General features: G+C 60.7%; 21 protein-coding genes and 1 tRNA gene. 18 read left to right on the forward strand and 4 right to left on the reverse strand.

Annotation, left to right across the window (positions count from 1 at the left end; genetic code table 11):
• Entirely contained in the window at window positions 1-825 is an 825-nt protein-coding gene (ttcA, locus tag ACX1DW_RS10320) for a tRNA 2-thiocytidine(32) synthetase TtcA (RefSeq protein WP_003298008.1), read from the reverse strand.
• 133 nt (window positions 826-958) lie between these two features.
• Here ttcA and ACX1DW_RS10325 point away from each other — a divergent pair, with 133 nt between their 5' ends.
• The 4 genes from ACX1DW_RS10325 (at window position 959) to ACX1DW_RS10340 (ending at window position 3,732) form a co-directional block, all read left to right on the forward strand.
• A complete protein-coding gene (locus tag ACX1DW_RS10325; RefSeq protein WP_458993332.1) occupies window positions 959-1,552 on the forward strand; it encodes a DNA-J related domain-containing protein in 594 nt (197 codons plus the stop codon).
• A 139-nt stretch (window positions 1,553-1,691) separates the two neighbouring features.
• Window positions 1,692-2,291: a Yip1 family protein gene (locus ACX1DW_RS10330; protein ID WP_110777799.1), complete on the forward strand. Its 600-nt coding sequence runs from the start codon at window positions 1,692-1,694 to the stop codon at window positions 2,289-2,291.
• 182 nt (window positions 2,292-2,473) lie between these two features.
• On the forward strand, window positions 2,474-3,175 hold the full coding sequence (locus ACX1DW_RS10335) for a Yip1 family protein (protein WP_152480993.1): 702 nt from the start codon (window positions 2,474-2,476) through the stop codon (window positions 3,173-3,175).
• A 62-nt stretch (window positions 3,176-3,237) separates the two neighbouring features.
• Window positions 3,238-3,732, forward strand: coding sequence for a SprT family zinc-dependent metalloprotease (locus ACX1DW_RS10340; protein WP_063541194.1), 495 nt, complete (start codon window positions 3,238-3,240; stop codon window positions 3,730-3,732).
• A 9-nt stretch (window positions 3,733-3,741) separates the two neighbouring features.
• On the opposite strand, the gene ACX1DW_RS10345 is transcribed toward ACX1DW_RS10340, so the two are convergent.
• Window positions 3,742-4,920 (reverse strand): MFS transporter, encoded by a 1,179-nt coding sequence (locus ACX1DW_RS10345; protein ID WP_200599976.1) that lies wholly within the window; start codon window positions 4,918-4,920, stop codon window positions 3,742-3,744.
• 190 nt (window positions 4,921-5,110) lie between these two features.
• On the opposite strand from ACX1DW_RS10345, the gene napE reads away from it, so the two are divergent.
• The 5 genes from napE (at window position 5,111) to ACX1DW_RS10370 (ending at window position 9,217) form a co-directional block, all read left to right on the forward strand.
• The gene (napE, locus tag ACX1DW_RS10350) at window positions 5,111-5,290 is read left to right on the forward strand and encodes a periplasmic nitrate reductase, NapE protein (protein ID WP_063541192.1); all 180 of its coding nucleotides are present in this window, start codon (window positions 5,111-5,113) and stop codon (window positions 5,288-5,290) included.
• A gap of 61 nt (window positions 5,291-5,351) precedes the next feature.
• Window positions 5,352-5,606, forward strand: coding sequence for a chaperone NapD (locus ACX1DW_RS10355; protein WP_063541191.1), 255 nt, complete (start codon window positions 5,352-5,354; stop codon window positions 5,604-5,606).
• Window positions 5,606-8,110 carry a nitrate reductase catalytic subunit NapA gene (gene napA / locus ACX1DW_RS10360; protein ID WP_458993333.1) on the forward strand — a complete coding sequence of 835 codons (2,505 nt, stop codon included), beginning with the start codon at window positions 5,606-5,608 and terminating at the stop codon, window positions 8,108-8,110. Before ACX1DW_RS10355 ends, napA begins: the two co-directional genes overlap by 1 nt.
• 11 nt (window positions 8,111-8,121) lie before the next feature.
• Window positions 8,122-8,610, forward strand: a complete 489-nt coding sequence (locus tag ACX1DW_RS10365) for a nitrate reductase cytochrome c-type subunit (protein ID WP_133456031.1) — start codon at window positions 8,122-8,124, stop codon at window positions 8,608-8,610.
• A gap of 10 nt (window positions 8,611-8,620) precedes the next feature.
• A complete protein-coding gene (locus ACX1DW_RS10370; protein WP_063541188.1) occupies window positions 8,621-9,217 on the forward strand; it encodes a cytochrome c3 family protein in 597 nt (198 codons plus the stop codon).
• A gap of 73 nt (window positions 9,218-9,290) precedes the next feature.
• Here ACX1DW_RS10370 and dcd read toward each other — a convergent pair whose 3' ends face one another.
• Entirely contained in the window at window positions 9,291-9,857 is a 567-nt protein-coding gene (dcd, locus tag ACX1DW_RS10375; RefSeq protein ID WP_063541187.1) for a dCTP deaminase, read from the reverse strand.
• A 327-nt stretch (window positions 9,858-10,184) separates the two neighbouring features.
• Here dcd and ACX1DW_RS10380 point away from each other — a divergent pair, with 327 nt between their 5' ends.
• A complete protein-coding gene (locus ACX1DW_RS10380) occupies window positions 10,185-10,394 on the forward strand; it encodes a cold-shock protein (RefSeq protein WP_003282211.1) in 210 nt (69 codons plus the stop codon).
• Between the two features lie 106 nt (window positions 10,395-10,500).
• Here ACX1DW_RS10380 and apbC read toward each other — a convergent pair whose 3' ends face one another.
• Complete coding sequence (gene apbC, locus ACX1DW_RS10385; protein ID WP_200599980.1) at window positions 10,501-11,595, reverse strand: iron-sulfur cluster carrier protein ApbC; 1,095 nt, start codon at window positions 11,593-11,595, stop codon at window positions 10,501-10,503.
• A 171-nt stretch (window positions 11,596-11,766) separates the two neighbouring features.
• Between apbC and metG the strand changes: the two genes are divergently transcribed.
• From metG to ndoB, 8 genes are all read left to right on the forward strand, one after another.
• Window positions 11,767-13,806: a methionine--tRNA ligase gene (gene metG, locus ACX1DW_RS10390; RefSeq protein ID WP_458993334.1), complete on the forward strand. Its 2,040-nt coding sequence runs from the start codon at window positions 11,767-11,769 to the stop codon at window positions 13,804-13,806.
• A gap of 61 nt (window positions 13,807-13,867) precedes the next feature.
• Entirely contained in the window at window positions 13,868-14,074 is a 207-nt protein-coding gene (locus ACX1DW_RS10395) for a cysteine-rich CWC family protein (protein ID WP_200599989.1), read from the forward strand.
• The gene (locus ACX1DW_RS10400; protein ID WP_200599991.1) at window positions 14,074-14,766 is read left to right on the forward strand and encodes a pseudouridine synthase; all 693 of its coding nucleotides are present in this window, start codon (window positions 14,074-14,076) and stop codon (window positions 14,764-14,766) included. The genes ACX1DW_RS10395 and ACX1DW_RS10400 overlap by 1 nt, the downstream gene beginning before the upstream one ends.
• Window positions 14,767-14,845: 79 nt before the next feature.
• A tRNA-Gly gene (locus ACX1DW_RS10405) sits at window positions 14,846-14,919 on the forward strand.
• 238 nt (window positions 14,920-15,157) lie between these two features.
• A complete protein-coding gene (locus ACX1DW_RS10410; protein WP_458993403.1) occupies window positions 15,158-17,011 on the forward strand; it encodes a tyrosine-type recombinase/integrase in 1,854 nt (617 codons plus the stop codon).
• A 138-nt stretch (window positions 17,012-17,149) separates the two neighbouring features.
• Window positions 17,150-18,136 carry a 2Fe-2S iron-sulfur cluster-binding protein gene (locus ACX1DW_RS10415; protein ID WP_009399900.1) on the forward strand — a complete coding sequence of 329 codons (987 nt, stop codon included), beginning with the start codon at window positions 17,150-17,152 and terminating at the stop codon, window positions 18,134-18,136.
• 143 nt (window positions 18,137-18,279) lie between these two features.
• Window positions 18,280-18,594 carry a naphthalene 1,2-dioxygenase system ferredoxin NdoA gene (ndoA, locus tag ACX1DW_RS10420; protein WP_009399901.1) on the forward strand — a complete coding sequence of 105 codons (315 nt, stop codon included), beginning with the start codon at window positions 18,280-18,282 and terminating at the stop codon, window positions 18,592-18,594.
• A gap of 69 nt (window positions 18,595-18,663) precedes the next feature.
• On the forward strand, window positions 18,664-20,013 hold the full coding sequence (ndoB, locus tag ACX1DW_RS10425; RefSeq protein WP_312538089.1) for a naphthalene 1,2-dioxygenase system large oxygenase NdoB: 1,350 nt from the start codon (window positions 18,664-18,666) through the stop codon (window positions 20,011-20,013).
• Window position 20,014 lies beyond the last annotated feature (1 nt).

The following is a 20,014-nucleotide window of genomic DNA, read 5'->3' on the forward strand; positions in this document are numbered from 1 at the left end:
TTACAGGCTCATCACATCGACAAAGCGCGGCGTGGCGCTGTCGTCGATGCGCAGGCTCTTGAAGTCGAACAGGTTGCGGTCGGCCAGCTGCGAAGGCACCACGTTCTGCAGCGCGCGGAACATGATTTCGGTGCGCCCTGGCGACTTGCGCTCCCACTCCTGCAGCATTTCCTTGACCACCTGGCGCTGCAGATTTTCCTGCGAACCACAGAGGTTGCACGGGATGATCGGAAACTCCTTCATCTGCGAGTACGCCTCGATGTCCGCCTCGTTGCAGTAGGCCAGCGGGCGAATCACCACGTTGCGTCCATCGTCGGAGAGCAGCTTGGGCGGCATGGCCTTCAGCGTGCCGCCATAGAACATGTTGAGGAAGAAGGTCTCCAGGATGTCGTCGCGATGATGCCCGAGCGCCATCTTCGTCGCGCCGATCTCGTCGGCGAAGGTGTACAGCGTGCCGCGGCGCAGCCGTGAGCACAGCGAGCAGGTGGTCTTGCCTTCCGGAATCTTCTCCTTCACCACCGAGTAGGTGTCCTTCTCGATGATGTGGTACTCGACGCCGATGGACTTCAGGTATTCGGGGAGGACATGCTCGGGAAAGCCGGGCTGCTTCTGGTCCATGTTCACGGCAACGATCTCGAACTTGATCGGCGCGACCTTCTGCAGATAGAGCAGCACGTCGAGCATGGTGTAGCTGTCCTTGCCGCCGGACAGGCAGACCATGACCTTGTCGCCATCCTCGATCATGTTGAAGTCGGTGACGGCCTCGCCGGCTAGGCGGCGCAGGCGCTTCTGCAGTTTGTTCTGGTTGACCGAGAGGTTGCCCATGTCAGGTGTCCGGGTGAGATGCGAAAACTGCGCATTTTACGCGCAAAGCAGCCGCGACCGCAGCCCGTTCGCCGTGTGGCCGATGTGAACCAGCCCCGGCCCTCCTCCGCTGGCCCTGTGCTAGTCTCGGCCGATGGACGACCTCTCCCCCGCACTGGATCTGCCAGACCACCTGCTCATTCTGTTGCAGGAAAAGCCCGAGGGCCGCAGCGAGTACGAGCTGATCCAACAGCTCAAGCGGCGGCACAGCACGCACGTGCCGAATTTGCCGCTGACCGACAAACTGGTGCTGTTTCGCACGCATTTCCTGGTGTTCAACGCACTGTACTTGCTGCGCGACCGACTCTGGGCCGAGGCCAGCGGCCATTTGCAGATCAATCCATTGCATGTGCAATTGCTGCCCTATTCGACGGCCAGTGCCGGGCTCACCGAACAGGATGCGCTGCGCGAGTACTACCTTGACCTGAGCAACCTGCGGGATACCGACGAGGACGATGTGGAGCGCCTGCTGGCGAGTTTCTGGACGCGCATGCAGGGCAGCGACGAGAAGCGCGCGGCGCTCGAGCTGTTCGAGCTGGACCGCTCGTCCCAGCCATTGACGCTGGAACTGATCAAGCATCGCTACCGCCAACTGGTCAGCCTGCATCACCCGGATCGCGGCGGGAGCACTCAGCGCTTGCAGTCGATCAACCTGGCCATGGAAATACTCGCGCGCTATTACCACTGACCACATAGCTTCGAAACGCTCTAACGCCGCGGATGCATCCGCGAGCCGCATTCCTATACTGCGACATAAGGTCGCACGCGCCGTCCTCCGATGACGACCGCCAGGCGAAGCGACCCTCCAAAACAGAGGAGACGCTGGCATGATCAATCACGTTTGGGGTTTGTTCGCCCATCCCGGGCAGGAATGGAACGAGATACGTGGCGAGGAAGAAACCGTCAGCCACATGTATCTCACCCATGTACTGGTGCTGGCAGCGATACCCGCTGTCTCGGCCTATATCGGCGCGACCCAGGTGGGTTGGAGCATCGGCGGTGGAGAGCCGGTCAAGCTGACGCAGGCCAGTTGCATGCAGCTGGCGATACTTTCCTACTTCGCGATGCTCGCCGGCGTCGCCGTCATGGGCGGCTTCATCCACTGGATGGCGCGGACCTATGATGCCAACCCGACCCTCACCCAGTGCATCGTCTTCGCTGCGTATACCGCGACTCCGTTGTTCATCGGCGGTCTGGCCGGGCTTTATCCGCATCTGTGGCTGGGCATGCTCGTGGGTACGGCAGCGGTCTGTTACACGGCCTACCTGCTTTACGTGGGACTGCCGAAATTCATGAACATCCACGAAGACGAGGGTTTCATGTTTTCCAGTTCGGTACTGGCCGTGGGGCTGGTCGTGCTGGTGGCAATCATCGCCATTTCGGTGATCACCTGGGGGATGGGCATCGGCCCGGTTTACGTTCGCTGAGCCATCCAGTCGTCACGAGGCCGCCTGCGGGCGGCCTTTTTTGCGTCCTGAAACCCTCACAGCTCGCGTGCGGCAAAAGGTCTGCACACATCAAGGGAAACCCTCGGCGCCTCGACCGTTCTAAAGCCATATCGCCGCCGGAGCTGTAGGTCGGGCGGCTCTCAAGGCAGACGGAGACCCGTATGATCCCGCACTTCATGACATTGCTCACCCGCCCCGATCAGGCGTGGGCAGATATCCGCCGCGACGAGGAAAAGAACAGCTCCAACTACCTTGTCCATCTGTTGCTCTGGGCCTTGCTGCCAGCGGTCTGCATGTTCATCGGCACCCGTTACGTGGGCTGGAGCCTGGTGGAGAACGAGCGGATCTGGCTCGATACGCGCAGCGCGTTTCAGCTGAGTGCGCTGATCTACATCACCATCGTGGTCGGCACCTTCATCATGGGGTTCTTCCTGCGCTGGATGTCTCGCTCCTTCGATGCACGACCGACCTTCAACCAGTGCGTGGGCTTCATCGCCTATGTCATCACGCCATTCTTCCTGGCCGGCCTCGGTGCGCTCTACCCGACACGCTGGATCGCCATCCTGGTGCTGGTGGCGGCGGGCGCGTATTCAACCTATCTGCTGTTCGTCGGCCTGCCGACCTTCATGCGCATCAACAACCGCAACACCTTCCTCTACGGTGCCAGTACCTGGGGCGTCGGCCTGCTGGTCCTGGTCAATCTGAAGGTGCCGATGATCCTGTTCTGGATGCTCGCGCTCGACCCGACCTATGAACGCGATACCCCGCAGAACCAGAGCTACGGCTTCGAGGAGAATCGTCCGCAGGACGAACCGGGTGGCGTGGACAACGAACGCCGATTCAACGAACGACCGAACGAGTGACGAACGAGCTGCTCGGCGGGTAGACGCTTTGGCATAATGCGGCGCTCCCAGGGAGTTGCCCAATGCCCGAGCGTCTCAATGCCCGTGTCGAAGCCTGCTACACGCTGGCCGAGCAGTTTTTCAAGCGCCGCTTCCCCCGCCCTGAAGTAAGCCTGAAGCTGCGTGGGCAAAAGGCCGGCGTGGCCCACCTTCAGCAGAATCTGCTGCGCTTCAACGAACAGCTGTACCGGGAGAATGCCGACCACTTTCTGCGCCAGACGGTGGCGCATGAAGTGGCCCATCTCGTCGCTCACCAGATGTTCGGCGCGCGCATTCAGCCGCATGGCGAGGAATGGCAGCTGATCATGCGTGGCGTATACGAGTTGCCAGCGGATCGCTGCCATAACTACGCCGTGCATCGACGGCCCGCCACTCGTTATGTTTACCGCTGCAGCTGCCCGGACCAGGATTTCACCTTCACCGCTCAGCGCCACGCGCTGGTTGGCAAAGGCCGGCGCTATTATTGCCGGCGCTGCAAGACGACGCTGTCGTTCACCGGTGAACAGCGCCGCGAATGAAGTCTTCGATCAGAGCGCTCGAGCTCGCCAACCGGCAATGACGAACAACGCCGCCAGCAATGCCATCAGCTGCGGCCAGCCGGCATGATCCCAGACATAGCCTGCACCATAGCCCACGACACTCGAGCCCAGGTAATAGGCACACAGATAGAGCGCCGAGGCCTGCGCACGGGCACCTCGCGCATGGGCGCCCACCTGTCCGCTGGCCACAGCATGCGCTGCGAAGAAACCGAGCGTGAAAACCCCGAGACCGACGACGATGCTGACCAGCCAGGGCGTTGCGCATAGCCCCACGCCAAGCAGCATGAGCGCGACGCCGCCACGCAGCACCCGGCGCGCACCGAAACGCGGAACCAGGCGCCCCGCCCAACCGGCACTGAAAATTCCGGCCAGGTAGACCACGAACAGCAGACCGATGAAGGTCGAGGAAAGGCCGAACGGCGCGCCGGCCAGCCGAAACCCGATGTAGTTGAATAGCGCGACGAAGCCTCCCATGAGCAGGAAGCCCTGCAGGAACAGAACCCGCAGGATCGGATTACCCAGATGCATGCGGTAGTTCGCCAGCAGACCGCGCGGCGAGAGCGCCTGTGCCTTGAAATGGCGAGACGCCGGCAGCAGCCAGACAAACAGGACCAGGGCGAGCAGCCCCAGCGAGGCAATCCCGCCGAGTGCCAGCTGCCAGCCACCCAGATCGCTCAGCAGGCCGGAGAGCAATCGCCCAAGCATCCCGCCCAGCGCCGTGCCGCCGATATACAGCCCCATCGCCGCGGGCAACGAATCCGGATCGAACTCCTCGCTGACATAAGCCATGGCCAGCGCCGGCAGCCCGCTCAATGCCAGGCCCAACAGCGTCCGCAGGAACAGCAACAGGTGCCAGGATTCGACCAGCACGCAGGCCAACCCGAGCAGACTCGCCAGCCCAAGCGCCGCAGCCATCACCGGCTTGCGCCCCCAGCTTTCGGCCAGCGCAGCGGAAACCAGCAGACACAGCGCCAGCGATAGTGTCGTCAGCGACAGTGCCAGGCTGCTGCTTGCAGCCGACACGGCATAGTGCTTCGCCAGCAGCGGAAGCAGGGGCTGGATGCAATAGAGCAGCGCGAAGGTCGCGAAGCCGGCGCAAAAGAGCGCCAATGTCGCGCGGCGATAGCCGGCGCTGCCGCGTCTGAGATGTGAATCCTGAGTGACCATCGCAAGCAGTACTCCAGCGCAGCTCGCAAAAAAAGCGGCGAAGGCTAGCACAAGCCACCGGCATCGTCGGCGCCTGGCGCGATGCCAACCGCCCATCACCGTTCACAAAGCGAACCGCCGTACGTCGAAACGAACATTGCCCTCTGCCGGTCAGTAACTAGACTCCTCACATGCCAGTCGGAGTAGAACAATGACATTAACGCCGAATGACACATCCCCCTCGAATACTTCGAGCAAGCGCGATGAGACGCGCCTTTTCGTTTTCCTGATCGTCTTCCTGTTTCCCATCCTCAGCGTTGCACTGGTCAGCGGCTATGGCTTCATCGTCTGGATCGTGCAGATGATCTTCGGCCCGCCCGGCCCGGCCTGAGTCAGCCTCCACCGACCTAATCGGGCCCTTGCCCTGTCGCCAATCTGGACGGAACACGCTGATGGGACATCCCCTGCATATTGCCAGCCTGCTGGTCCATTGCCGGCCCGAGTGGCTGGCCGCTCTCAAGACCAACCTGCGTCTGCTGCCCGGTCTCGAACTGCACCAGGAGGCCGCCAACGGCAAGCTGGTGGTGGTGCTCGAGGCAGAGCATGAGTCACGCATCCTCGCCACGATCGACCATATCCAGCAGCTGCCCGGCGTGCTCAACGCCGCATTGATCTATCACGAAGAACTCCTTGAAGGAGACGCCTGATGAGCCTGACTCGACGTCAATTCGCCAAAGCCAACGCTGCGGCCATCGCCGCGACGGTCGCCGGCATGCCGATCGCTTCGACCGCGAGCAACCTGGTCACCGAAGCGGACGCGACCAACCTCAAGTGGGACAAGGCCCCCTGTCGCTTCTGCGGCACCGGCTGCGGCGTCATGGTGGCTACCCGAGAGGGCCGCGTCGTCGCGACCCACGGTGACGTCAAGGCGGACGTCAACCGCGGCATCAACTGCGTCAAGGGTTACTTCCTGTCGAAGATCATGTACGGCTCGGATCGCCTGACCCAGCCGCTGCTGCGCATGACTGACGGCAAGTTCGACAAGCAGGGCGAGTTCCAGCCCGTCAGCTGGGAACAGGCTTTCGACATCATGGAAGAGAAGTACAAGGCGGCGCTCAAGCAGGGTGGCCCTGAAGCGATCGGCATGTTCGGCTCGGGGCAGTGGACGATCTGGGAAGGCTACGCCGCCAACAAGCTGATGAAGGCCGGTTTCCGCTCCAACAACATCGACCCCAACGCCCGTCACTGCATGGCCTCGGCCGCATTCGGCTTCATGCGCACCTTCGGCATGGACGAGCCGATGGGCTGCTACGAGGACATCGAGGCGGCCGACGCCTTCGTGCTCTGGGGCTCGAACATGGCGGAGATGCACCCGGTGCTGTGGACGCGGGTCACCGATCGGCGATTGAGCGCGCCCCATGTGAAGGTCGCGGTGATGTCGACCTTCGAGCATCGCAGCTTCGAGCTGGCCGACATCCCGATGATCTTCAACCCGCAGACCGATCTGGTGATCCTCAATTACATCGCCAACCACATCATCCAGAGCGGTGCGGTGAACAAGGAGTTCGTCAACAAACACACCCGCTTCGCCAAGGGTGCCACGAACATCGGCTACGGCCTGCGTCCGACCGATCCGCTGGAACTCAAGGCCGAGAACGCCGCGGTCGCGAACACCTGGACCGACATCGGTTACGAGGACTACGTCGAGTTCCTCAAACCCTACACCCTGGAACACGCCGCCAAGGAATCGGGGGTACCGGCCGAACGCCTGAAGGCCCTGGCCGAGCTGTACGCCGACCCCAAGGTCAAGGTGATGTCCTTCTGGACCATGGGTTTCAACCAGCACACCCGCGGCGTCTGGGCTAACAACATGATCTACAACATCCATCTGCTCACAGGAAAGATCAGCGAGCCGGGCAATAGCCCCTTCTCGCTCACCGGCCAGCCGTCGGCCTGCGGCACCGCACGCGAGGTTGGCACCTTCTCCCACCGCCTGCCGGCGGACATGGCGGTGACCAATCCCAAACACCGCGCCACAGCCGAAAAGATTTGGAAGCTGCCTCCGGGGACCATTCAGGAGAAACCCGGCTTCCACGCCGTCGACCAGAGCCGCAAGCTCAAGGACGGCGTGCTGAAGGTGTACTGGACACAGGTGACCAACAACATGCAGGCCGGCCCCAATGTGATGCAGGAGATCCTGCCGGGATGGCGCAACCCGGAAACCTTCGTGATCGTTTCGGACGTCTACCCCACCGTCTCTGCCCAGGCCGCCGACCTCATCCTGCCCAGCGCCATGTGGGTGGAAAAGGAAGGCGCCTACGGCAATGCCGAGCGCCGTACGCAGTTCTGGCACCAGCTGGTCAGCGCACCCGGAGAGGCGCGCTCGGACCTCTGGCAGCTGGTGGAGTTTTCCAAGCGCTTCCGCGTCGACGAGGTGTGGCCAGCAGAGCTGGTCGCCAAGGCGCCAGCGCTCAAGGACAAGACGCTGTTCGATGTGCTGTTTCGCAACGGCCAGGTGGACGGCTTCCCAGCCAGCGAGATTGCCGAGGGATACCGGAACCAGGAAGCAGAAGCCTTCGGTTTCTATCTGCAGAAGGGCTTGTTCGAGGAATACGCTGAGTTCGGCCGTGACCATGGGCACGATCTGGCGGCATTCGACGTCTATCACCGCGAACGCGGCCTGCGCTGGCCCGTGGTGGACGGCAAGGAAACCCAATGGCGCTACCGCGAGGGCTATGACCCCTATGTCGAAGCCGGCAGCGGCGTGCAGTTCTACGGCAACGCCGATAAGAAAGCGATCATCTTCGCGCTCCCCTACGAGGTGCCCGCGGAGGTACCGGATGAGGACTATCCGTTCTGGCTCAGCACCGGGCGGGTGCTTGAGCATTGGCACACCGGCAGCATGACGCAGCGGGTCGACGAGCTGCACAAGGCGGTGCCGGACGCGCTCGTCTACATGCACCCCGAGGACGCGCGCAAGCTCAACGTGCGCCGCGGCAGTGTAGTCAGGGTGGTCAGCCGGCGCGGCGAAATGCAGGGCCGGGTCGAGACGCGCGGCCGCAACAAGCCGCCGATGGGGCTGGTATTCGTGCCGTTCTTCGATGCCAACAAGCTGATCAACAAGGTCACGTTGGATGCCACCGACCCCATCTCCAAACAGACCGACTACAAGAAATGCGCCGTGAAGATCGAAGTGGTCAGCATCGCCTGAGGAGAGCCGCCATGAAATTCCGCCTACTGCCGCTGGCTCTGCTCGCGGTGTTCGGCCTTGCCATCGCTGCCGAAACCAACTACCCCCTGGATGCCCCCGCGCCCGATGGCCGCCGCCCGGGTGGCACCATCACTCGGGAGTTCACGCCTCCCCCTCTACATGACGAGGAAAACAAGGACATACGCCGCGAGCGCAACTATCCGGAGCAGCCACCGACCATTCCACACAGCATCCGCGGCTATCACGTGGACAAGAACGCCAACAAATGCCTGACCTGCCACAGCCGAGCGAACAGCGCCCGCGCCCAGGCGCCGATGATCAGCATCACCCACTACACCGACCGCGACCAGCAGACCCTCGCCGCCGTCGCACCACGACGTTACTTCTGCACGCAATGCCACGTGCCGCAGCAGGATGTGAAACCGCTGGTGGAGAACCGCTTCAAGAACATCGACGAGTTGCTCTACCGGGAAACCTCACCATCGACCAACGGAAACTGAGGGGGCCTGGATGAAGTCGATCAAGTCGTTCTTCAAACGCTACTGGGCCGTCCTACGCCGTCCCAGTGTTCACTACAGCCTCGGCGCGCTAACGCTAGGCGGCTTTATCGCCGGGATCATCTTCTGGGGTGGTTTCAATACGGCACTGGAGGCCACCAACACCGAAGCGTTCTGCATCTCCTGTCACGAGATGGAGAGCAACGTCTACGTCGAGATCAAGGACACCATCCACTACAGCAACCGTTCCGGCGTACGCGCCACCTGTCCGGACTGCCACGTACCGCACGAGTGGACCGACAAGATCGCGCGCAAGATGCAGGCGTCCAAGGAGGTCTGGGGCAAGATCTTCGGCACCATCAATACCCGCGAGAAATTCCTCGAAAAGCGTCGCGAGCTGGCCGAGCATGAGTGGGCACGCTTGAAGGCCAATGATTCTCTGGAGTGCCGAAACTGCCACGATTTCGACTTCATGGATTTCACCCGGCAGGGCAAGCGTGCTGCCGAATTCCACTCCACCGCACTGGCCAGTGGTGAAGCGACGTGCATCGATTGCCACAAGGGGATCGCACACAAGTTGCCAGACATGCAGGGCGTACCAGGCTGGTAACCCGAACTCGCGCCATAACGAAAAAGCCCTGAACGGATGTCAGGGCTTTTGTCGATCAGCTATCGCTACGGCGTCATGCCTTGGGTAGCGTCACTCCGCGCTGGCCCTGGTACTTGCCGCCACGGTCCCGATACGAGACTTCACACTCTTCGTCCGATTCGAGGAACAGCATCTGCGCCACGCCTTCATTGGCGTAGATCTTGGCAGGCAGCGTGGTGGTGTTGGAAAACTCCAGGGTCACATGCCCTTCCCACTCCGGCTCGAGCGGCGTGACGTTGACGATGATGCCGCAGCGCGCATAGGTGCTCTTGCCCAAGCAGATGGTCAGCACGTTGCGCGGAATGCGGAAGTACTCGACGGTGCGGGCCAGAGCGAAGGAGTTCGGCGGGATGATGCAGACATCGCTCTTGATGTCGACAAAGCTCTTTTCGTCGAAGTTCTTCGGGTCCACCGTCGCCGAATTGATGTTGGTGAAGACCTTGAATTCGTCGGCGCAGCGCACGTCGTAACCGTAGCTGGAGACGCCGTAGGAAATCAGCCGGTCATTGCCCTCAGTGCGCACCTGGCGCTCGACGTAGGGCTCGATCATGCCGTGCTCCTGGGCCATGCGGCGAATCCACTTGTCCGATTTGATGCTCATGGCTGGCGTCCTGAATAGGTTAATGGGCCTGCGAAGAGGCGCATCTTACCGAGCCTGGCGCGGGTGTTCAAAGCCTGGCTACTGGCGCGCCGCAACGGCTGTCACAGCCAGCAGCAGCCACTCGGCGAAGAAATCCAAAATAAAGCTCGCTTTGCTCCAGAAAAACGGTATTGTTACTGGGCTGCTGCTGCATGTGTCACCGTGAATCGCTACATGTTTAGATTTCGATCCAAATATCGATACGACTCCTATCTCCTTGCACACAGTGATGTTCGGGCCTTTTAGCCCGCACTTTATTCTTCAAAACTTGGTTCAAGGAGACATCAAATGTCCAATCGCCAAACCGGTACCGTTAAGTGGTTCAACGATGAGAAAGGCTTCGGCTTCATCACTCCGCAATCCGGTGACGACCTCTTCGTACACTTCCGTGCCATTCAGGGTGACGGCTTCAAGAGCCTGAAAGAAGGCCAGCAAGTCTCCTTCGTCGCTACCCGCGGCCAGAAAGGCATGCAAGCTGAGGAAGTTCAGGTTATCTAACCTGAGGCTTCTCTGAAAAGCCCCGCTTCGGCGGGGCTTTTTTATGCCTGCGATTTCGCCCAGGCTGCAGGCGGGCGACAGCTGGCGCCGCCTGCAAACTACCGGATCAGTCCTCCGATACCACAATCTTCGGCATCGACTGCGCGATGATCTGGCCACTCTGGGCGATACGGGCACCGACGGTGCGGGCAACCTCCTGATAGATCATCGCGATCTGGCTGTCCGGATCGGCAATCACGGTCGGTTTGCCCGCATCCGCCTGACTGCGGATCGCCATCGACAGCGGCAGCGAGGCCAGCAGATCCACGTTGTACTGCGCGGCCAGCTTCTCGCCGCCACCTTCGCCGAACAGATGCTCGGCATGGCCGCAATTGGAGCAGATGTGAATGGCCATGTTCTCCACCACGCCGAGCACCGGGATATTGACCTTGCGGAACATCTCCACGCCCTTCTTCGCATCCAGCAGCGCCAGATCCTGCGGCGTGGTCACGATCACCGCACCGGTCACCGGGACCTTCTGTGCCAGCGTCAGCTGGATATCGCCGGTGCCTGGTGGCATATCCACCACCAGATAATCGAGGTCGTTCCACTCGGTCTGGGTGATCAGCTGCAGCAGCGCGCCCGAGACCATCGGCCCGCGCCAGACCATCGGCGTCTTGTCGTCGGCGAGGAAAGCCATCGACATGATCTGCACGCCATGGGCCTGCAGCGGAATGAATGCCTTGCCATCGCGTATCTGCGGCCGGCTGCCCTCGGCAATGCCGAACATGATGCCCTGGCTCGGCCCGTAGATATCGGCGTCCAGCACCCCAACCCTCGCACCCTCACGAGCCAGCGCCAGCGCCAGATTGGCCGCCGTGGTGGACTTGCCGACGCCACCCTTGCCGGACGCCACCGCGATGATGTTTTTCACATTGGCCAGTGCCGGCACCTGATCCTGCGCCTTGTGCGCACGGATCACGCAGTCCACCTGCACATCGGCCCGGCTGACGCCGTCCAGCCCTTCGATGGCCATCGCCAGCATCTGCGCCCAGCCGCTGCGAAACAGTCCGGCGGCGTAGCCCAGCTCCAGCTGCACGCTGACCCGGTCGCCCTGGATGTCGATCGAACGCACACAGCCGGCACTCACCGGGTCCTGATTCAGATGGGGGTCGGTGTACTGGCGCAGTACGGTTTCCACAGCTTCGCGGGTGACGGACATGGGTACTCCTGGAAAGACCGAGCAAATCAGACAGGCATCTTACCCTGCCCTGTAGTTCCGAGCCCACCGACGACCGGGACTACGAGCCTACCTTGGCCACGCGGGTGAAAAAACCGTGGCAGAGCTATATAGTTGCAAACTTTCTTTCGTAATTCCGACTGCCGAGTCCCCATGTCCGAAGCCCGCCAGATCCTCGTTACCAGCGCCCTGCCCTACGCCAACGGTTCGATCCACCTCGGCCACATGCTCGAGTACATCCAGACCGACATGTGGGTGCGTTTCCAGAAGCTGCGCGGCAACCAGTGCATCTATGTCTGCGCCGACGACGCTCATGGTTCGGCGATCATGCTACGCGCCGAGAAGGAAGGCATCACCCCCGAACAGCTGATCGCCAACGTGCAGGCCGAACACAGTGGTGACTTTGCCGACTTCCTCGTCGACTTCGACAACTTCTACAGCACCCACTCGGAAGAGAACCGCGAGCTGGCCGAGCTGATCTACACCCGTCTGCGCGACGCCGGGCACATCGCCACCCGCTCCGTGACCCAGTACTTCGATCCCGAGAAGGGCATGTTCCTCGCCGACCGCTTCATCAAGGGCACCTGCCCCAAATGCGGTGCCGAGGACCAGTACGGCGACAACTGCGAGAAATGCGGCGCCACCTACGAGCCCACCGAGCTGAAAGACCCGCGCTCGGCGATCTCCGGCGCCACCCCGGTGCTCAAGGACTCCAAGCACTTCTTCTTCAAGCTGCCCGACTTCGAGGCGATGCTCAAGGAATGGACCCGCGGCGGCGCGCTGCAAGAGTCGGTGGCCAACAAGATCGCCGAGTGGCTCGATGGTGGCCTGCAGGAATGGGACATCTCCCGCGACGCCCCCTATTTCGGCTTCGAGATCCCCGGCGAGCCGGGCAAGTACTTCTATGTCTGGCTGGACGCGCCGATCGGCTACATGGCGAGCTTCCGGAATCTCTGCAAGCGTCGTCCGGAGCTTTCTTTTGACGCCTTCTGGAGCAAGGACTCGAGCGCCGAGCTGTACCACTTCATAGGCAAGGACATCATCAACTTCCACACCCTGTTCTGGCCAGCCATGCTGGACGGCGCGGGCTTCCGCAAGCCGACCGCGGTCAACGTGCACGGCTACCTGACGGTGAACGGGCAGAAGATGTCCAAGTCGCGCGGCACCTTCATCAAGGCGCGCACCTACCTCGATCATCTCAATCCCGAATACCTGCGCTACTACTATGCGTCCAAGCTCGGCCGTGGTGTCGACGACCTCGATCTGAACCTCGACGACTTCGTGCAGAAGGTCAACTCCGACCTGGTCGGCAAGGTGGTCAACATCGCCAGCCGCTGCGCCGGCTTCATCCACAAGGGCAATGGCGGCGTGATGGTCGACGCCAATTCCGAGCCGGAACTCTGGGCAGCCTTCCAGGCCGCCGCGCCGGGCATCGCTGAGGCCTACGAAGCGCGCGACTTCGCCCGAGCCATGCGCGAGATCATGCATCTGGCCGACCGCGCCAATGCCTGGATCGCCGACAAGGCGCCCTGGGCACTGAACAAGGTCGAGGGCAAGCAGGCCGAGGTACAGGAAATCTGCGCATTGGGCGTCAACCTGTTCCGCCAGCTAGTGATCTTCCTCAAGCCGGTGCTGCCGAACCTGGCCGCCGCTGCCGAGCAGTTCCTCAACGTAGTGCCGCTGAGCTGGGACGACCACACCACACTGCTAACCAACCACCAGCTCAACACCTTCACCCCGCTGATGACCCGCATCGAGCCGGCGAAGATCGAAGCGATGATCGAAGCCTCCAAGGAGGACCTGGCCGCCAGCGAAACTGCTGCACCCGCGGGCAATGGTGAGCTGGTCAAGGCGCCGCTGGCCGCCGAGATCAACTTCGACGCCTTCGCTGCGGTAGACCTGCGCATCGCCCTGATCGAAAAGTGCGAGTTCGTCGAAGGTGCCGACAAGCTGCTGCGCCTGACCCTGGACATCGGCGATGCCAAGCGCAACGTGTTCTCCGGCATCAAGAGCGCATACCCCGACCCGAGCAAGCTGGAAGGCCGGCTGACCCTGTACGTCGCCAACCTGGCGCCGCGCAAGATGAAGTTCGGCATGTCAGAGGGTATGGTGCTGGCGGCAGGCCCTGGCGGCAGCGAGATTTACCTGCTCAGCCCGGACAGCGGCGCCAAGCCCGGCCAGCGCGTCATGTGATCCGCGCTTCGCGTGCCGCCCTTGACCGGCACGCGAAGCTCGTCGTTTAAACGGAAACGCCATGAGCGAGCCTGTAGATCCTTCCCGCTGCCCGCTCTGCGGCCAGCCCAACCAGTGCGCCGAGTGCGACACTGGCGCGGACCATCCATGCTGGTGCATGACCGCCACCATTCCCCAGGACACGCTCGACGGCATTCCCGCCGCCGTCAGAAACCAGGCCTGCATCTGTCCCCGCTGCGCCCGCAGTGAATCCGCAGAAAGACCCTGATGCGCCTCGATCGTTACCTCGGCAGCCGCGCGCAGCTCAGCCGACAGGACGTCCGCCGTCTGGTGAGCGACGGCCTCGCACGGATAAACGGCGAGATCACCCGGGCGATGGACCGGGAGGTGCGCATATTCGACTGCGTGGAGCTTGATGGGCAGGTCCTGCAGCCAGGCAAGGCCGCCCGCTACCTAATGCTGCACAAACCGGCCGGCTGCGTCAGCGCCACTCGTGATGCCGCGCACCGTACCGTGCTCGACCTGATCGATGAGCCAAACAAGGATGACCTGCACATCGCAGGCCGACTCGACTTCAACACCACCGGCCTGATGCTGCTGACCAACGACGGGCAATGGTCACGCCGCCTGACCCAGCCGACTAGCCTGCAGGGCAAGGTCTACTTGGTCGAAACCGAAGACGAGATCGATCCTGGCTGCATCGAGGCCTTCGCCCAGGGTCTGTACTTTCGTTTTGAAGATCTCACCACCCTACCGGCCGAACTGGTGCTGCTCGGCCCACGCCGCGCCCGCCTGACCCTGCATGAAGGCCGTTACCATCAGGTCAAGCGAATGTTCGGGCGCTTCAACAACCGGGTCACCGCCCTGCACCGCGAAAGCATGGGTCCGCTGCGGCTGGACGCCAGCCTGACACCCGGCTGCTACCGAGCATTGACGGGCGATGAGATCGCACAAGTCTGACCGCCCATAGCCGCCCACCAGAAAAACCTGCTGCCGCGCTTCATTTCACCCCAGCCTTCTGGTAAAAAGGCACCCCTGAGCGGGCGTCGTATAATGGCATTACCTGAGCTTCCCAAGCTCATGACGAGGGTTCGATTCCCTTCGCCCGCTCCACTGCATCATTCTGCGGACTTCCGCAGAAGTCCAAGAGAGTCTGCAAGTCGTTGCCACACAAGGACTTTTCCTCTCTTTGACGTTCTGCCGCGGTCCACTGCGATCCATCTACAGCCGGGACTTTTAAGTCCACAAACAAGTCCATTTTTGCGGGCGCGGCTGATTCCGGATTGTTGATGGAGGGGCGAGGTCGACGTGACCAGCATCTGGTTCCTGACTCATGTTCAGGAGCAAGAGCATGGCACTCTCAGACCTGGCCGTTCGGCAGGCCAAGGCAACTGGCAAGGCATACACCCTCCCTGACTTGGATGGCCTCTCCCTGGCCGTCACGGCTGCAGGGGGCAGGACTTGGCACTTCCGCTACTACTGGGCGGGCAAGCAGAAGCGGATGTCGCTCGGCACCTACCCGGAGGTGACGCTTCGCGAGGCCCGCAGCCTGCGCGACGAAGCGCGCGCCCTGCTGGCCAAAGGCACCAATCCTCGCGTTCACCGCAAGCAGAAGCGCACCGCTGTCCGGCTCGCCGACGAAAACACCTTCGAGGCGGTGTATCGCAAGTGGCTCAAGCATCGCGGGCTCAGCCTCAAGGAAGGCCGGCAGACGACTCTCTCGATCCTTCCGCGCATCTTCGACAAGGATGTGCTGCCGACCTTGGGCAAGCAGTCGATCTATGAGATCAAGCGGCCCGACCTCCTGGAGGTGATCGCCAGGATCGAGAAGCGCAGGGCGCTCTCCGTCGCCGAGAAAGTCAGGACGTGGTTCAACCAACTGTTCCGCTACGCGCTGGTGATCGTGCCGGGCCTGGAGCAGAACCCCGCCTTCGATCTCGATGTGGTGGCGCTGCCGCTGCCACCCGTCAACCACAACCCGTTCCTGCGCATGGCCGAGCTGCCAAGGCTGTTGCAGCGGCTGCGCAGCTATCGCGGCCGGCGGCAGACCCAGCTCGGGCTGCGGCTATTGCTGCTGACCGGCGTGCGAACCGGAGAGCTGCGGCAGGCGATGCCGGATCAATTCGATCTGGACCGAGGGCTGTGGATCATCCCGCCCGACGTCGTGAAGCAACTCCAGGTGGATATGCGCAAGAAGCGGCAGCAGCCGAAGGACATCCCGCCCTACATCGTGCCGCTGTCGATTCAGGCCATGGAGATCGTCCGGCACCTGCTCGATGAGTTCAAGCCGGCCCAGCGCTACCTGTTCCGGCACGACGGCGACCTGAAGAAGCGCATCAGCGAGAACACGCTCAATGGTGCGCTCAAACGCATGGGCTATCAGGAACGCCTGACCGGACACGGTATCCGCGGCACGATGTCCACTGCGCTCAACGAGATCGGCTACCCGAAGGTCTGGGTGGATGCACAGCTCTCGCATGTCGATCCCAACAAGGTCAGCGCGACCTACAACCATGCCGAGTACGTGGAGCAGCGTCGCCGCATGATGCAGGACTGGGCCGATCGGCTCGACCTCTTCGAGCAGAACCAGGTCGAGGCGGCCAGCATGCCACTCACCGTGCATCTGGAAGGCGTGCCCGCATTCCAGAGTGAGCAAACCGCAAATGCACCCTCCACGCCGGTTAGCGCTTCGCCAATCCTGCTGGTGACGAAGCCGGGTGACGCCATGCCGTTGGTTTCTGCCGCCGCACATCGGCTGCCGGCGGTTGCGCCCCCTCGATCAGCCGCGCCGCTGGTGCCTTCGGACATTCAGCGCGAGAGGATGGAACTGTTCGATGTCTTCGAAGCGCCGCACAACCTTCCCGTCGCGGCGTTTGCCAAGATGGCGGGCAAGTCCCGCAGGTGGATCAGCTACGAGATCAAGGCGGGCAACTTGCTGGCGTTGAACGTAGGCAACCGCGGCCAGCGCGTGCCGGACTGGCACCTCGACCCACTCAAGCACGAGCTGATCCAGTCCGTCCTGAAGCTGACCAGGGGTGCGGACCCTTGGCAGATCTACCATGCACTGCTGCAGCCGCGCTCGATGCTGCGGGGGCGCTCGGCACTGGAGGGCGTGACTGCCAGCAATCTCGACAAGCTCGTCATGGCCGTGAGCACAGCGGTGAAGGAAAGCGAATGGACCCCGCTGCGGGTCGGGGTCGTGTAGTCAAACAACGGGCCGGTAAGGGATGGCCTGGACATTATTCATATTAGTGATACTAATATTCATTTATGGTTTATTGACTATTAGAATACAGTCAATGACCATGGAACCATAAAACATATAAATAAAGAAGCTAGATCTATGGAACTTCTCGTACTACCGAACAATCGCCGCTTGCCTTTTGATTCCGGTGCCAACCTTTTGGAAGTGCTCCGTGAGCACCGTGTGGGTATTTCCTACAGCTGTATGTCTGGACGATGCGGTACTTGCCGCTGCCGAGTTATAGATGGCAGCGTCATTAGTTCGGCGGCGAAAAGCGGTGACTCAAATCGCATCGAAGAGCATTATGTACTCGCCTGTCAGTCAGTGCTCACCAGCAATTGCGCAATTGAGATCATAGACTCAGACGACATAGTCACTCACCCGGCGCGAATCATCAAAGGCATGGTTGTCGCCGTCGAGTCGCCCACTCACGATATTCGCCGCATCCGCATTCGCCTCGCCAAGCCCTTCGAGTTCTCACCCGGACAGTACGCGATGCTACAGTTCAGTCCCGAACATGTGCGTCCATATTCAATGGCTGGTCTGCCAGATGACCAAGAAATGGAGTTCCATATCCGCAAAGTGCCGGGCGGGCGTGTCACGGAGTATATTTTCGAGCACGTCCGCGAAGGTACAAGCATTAAGTTGAGTGGGCCTCTTGGTACGGCCTATCTGCGTCAGGCTCACACCGGGCCGATGCTGTGTGTGGGCGGCGGGACCGGACTCGCACCGGTGCTGTCGATTGTTCGCGGCGCGCTGAAGTCGGGAATGACGAACCCCATCCACCTTTATTTCGGGGTGCGCAGTCAGCAAGACCTTTACGACGCAGACCGATTGAACCAACTCGCGGCTATCCACCCTCAACTGACTGTCCATACAGTGATCGCGACGGGCCCGATTAATGAGGGCCAGCGGGCCGGCCTAATTACCGATTTGATTGAAAAAGACATTCCCTCGCTGGCTGGGTGGAGAGCCTACCTGTGCGGCGCACCAGCGATGGTTGACGCTCTATGCACCGTCGCCAAAGATCTTGGAATATCGCCCGAGCATATTTATGCCGACGCCTTCTATCCCAGCGGGGTCTGAATTGCCCCGACCCTGCACCTCTGTACATCGAGAATTCATCAGGAAGACACTTAAATGAGCATCACTAACAACAGCCGCGTCTGAATATTTAGGACAGCTGGATGATCTCTAACTCCATCATTACCCCATTTGAAGATAGCTTTATGACAGAAAAATGGATTGACGCAGTCGCTCTTTATGAAATCCCTGAAGGTGACGTCCTCGGCGTGACAGTCGAAGGCAAGGAACTAGCGCTGTATGAAGTGGAAGGCGAAATCTACGCTACCGACAACCTGTGCACACATGGTGCTGCCCGCATGAGTGATGGCTTTCTAGAAGGCAGAGAAATTGAATGTCCTTTGCATCAAGGTAGATTTGATGTTTGCACAGGCAGGGCCTTGTGCGCCCCTGTGACACAGAACATCAAAACATACCCGGTGAAGATTGAGGGCCAGCGTGTGATGATTGATTTGAGCTGAGAATTTTAATAGGAGGCACCCCGGACCCTAGAGCGTAATCCCCCCCATTCGATCTCTTGAGGTGAAAATATGAATTACAAAAATAAAAACTTGGTGAGTGAATCTGGGCTGACCCAAAAACACCTGATTCATGGCGACGAAGAACTTTTCCAGCGCGAACTGGAAACCATTTTTGCTCGGAACTGGCTTTTCCTGACTCATGACAGCCTGATTCCGTCCCCTGGCGACTATGTTACGGCAAAAATGGGGGTTGATGAGGTTATCGTCTCCAGGCAGAACGACGGTTCGATTCGTGCTTTCCTGAACGTTTGTCGTCACCGTGGCAAGACGCTGGTACACGCAGAAGCAGGTAATGCTAAAGGTTTCGTTTGCAGCTATCACGGCTGGGGCTTCGGCGCTAACGGTGAACTGCAGAGCGTCCCGTTTGAAAAAGAACTGTATGGCGAGGCGCTCGACAAGAAATGTATGGGATTGAAAGAAGTCGCTCGTGTAGAGAGCTTCCATGGCTTCATCTATGGTTGCTTCGATGAGGAAGCCCCTTCTCTCAAAGACTACATGGGGGACGCTGGCTGGTACTGGGAGCCTATGTTTAAGCATTCCGGAGGGCTAGAACTGATCGGTCCTCCAGGAAAGGTCATAATCAAGGCTAACTGGAAAGCGCCCGCGGAAAACTTTGTGGGGGATGCGTACCACGTGGGTTGGACGCATGCGTCTTCGCTTCGCACAGGGCAGTCGGTCTTCTCGTCGTTAGCTGGCAACGCAGCTTTGCCCCCAGAAGGTGCAGGTCTGCAAATGACCTCCAAATACGGCAGCGGCATGGGTGTGTTGTGGGACGGATATTCAGGCGTGCACAGCGCAGACCTGGTTCCGGAATTGATGGCCTTCGGCGGTGCTAAGCAGGAACGGCTGAACAAAGAAATTGGCGAGGTTCGCGCACGAATCTATCGTAGCCACCTCAACGGCACCGTTTTCCCGAACAACAGTTTTCTGACCTGCTCGGGTGTCTTCAAGGTATGGCACCCGATCGACGCAAATACCACTGAGGTATGGACCTACGCCATGGTCGAAAAAGACATGCCCGAGGATCTCAAGCGCCGCTTGGTCGACGCGGTTCAGAGAACGTTTGGGCCTGCTGGCTTCTGGGAAAGCGATGACAATGACAATATGGAAACGGAATCGCAAAACGCCAAGAAATATCAGTCCAGGGATGGCGATCTGATTTCCAACCTGGGTTTCGGCGGGGACGTATACGGCGACGAGGTTTATCCTGGCGTCGTCGGCAAATCGGCGATTGGCGAGACCAGTTATCGTGGCTTCTATCGGGCTTACGGCGCGCACATCAGCAGCTCTAGCTGGGCTGAATTCGAGGATGCCTCTAAAAATTGGCATACCGAACTGACAAAGACTACTGATCGCTAAC

The sequence above is a fragment of the Stutzerimonas sp. KH-1 genome, from assembly GCF_054483855.1.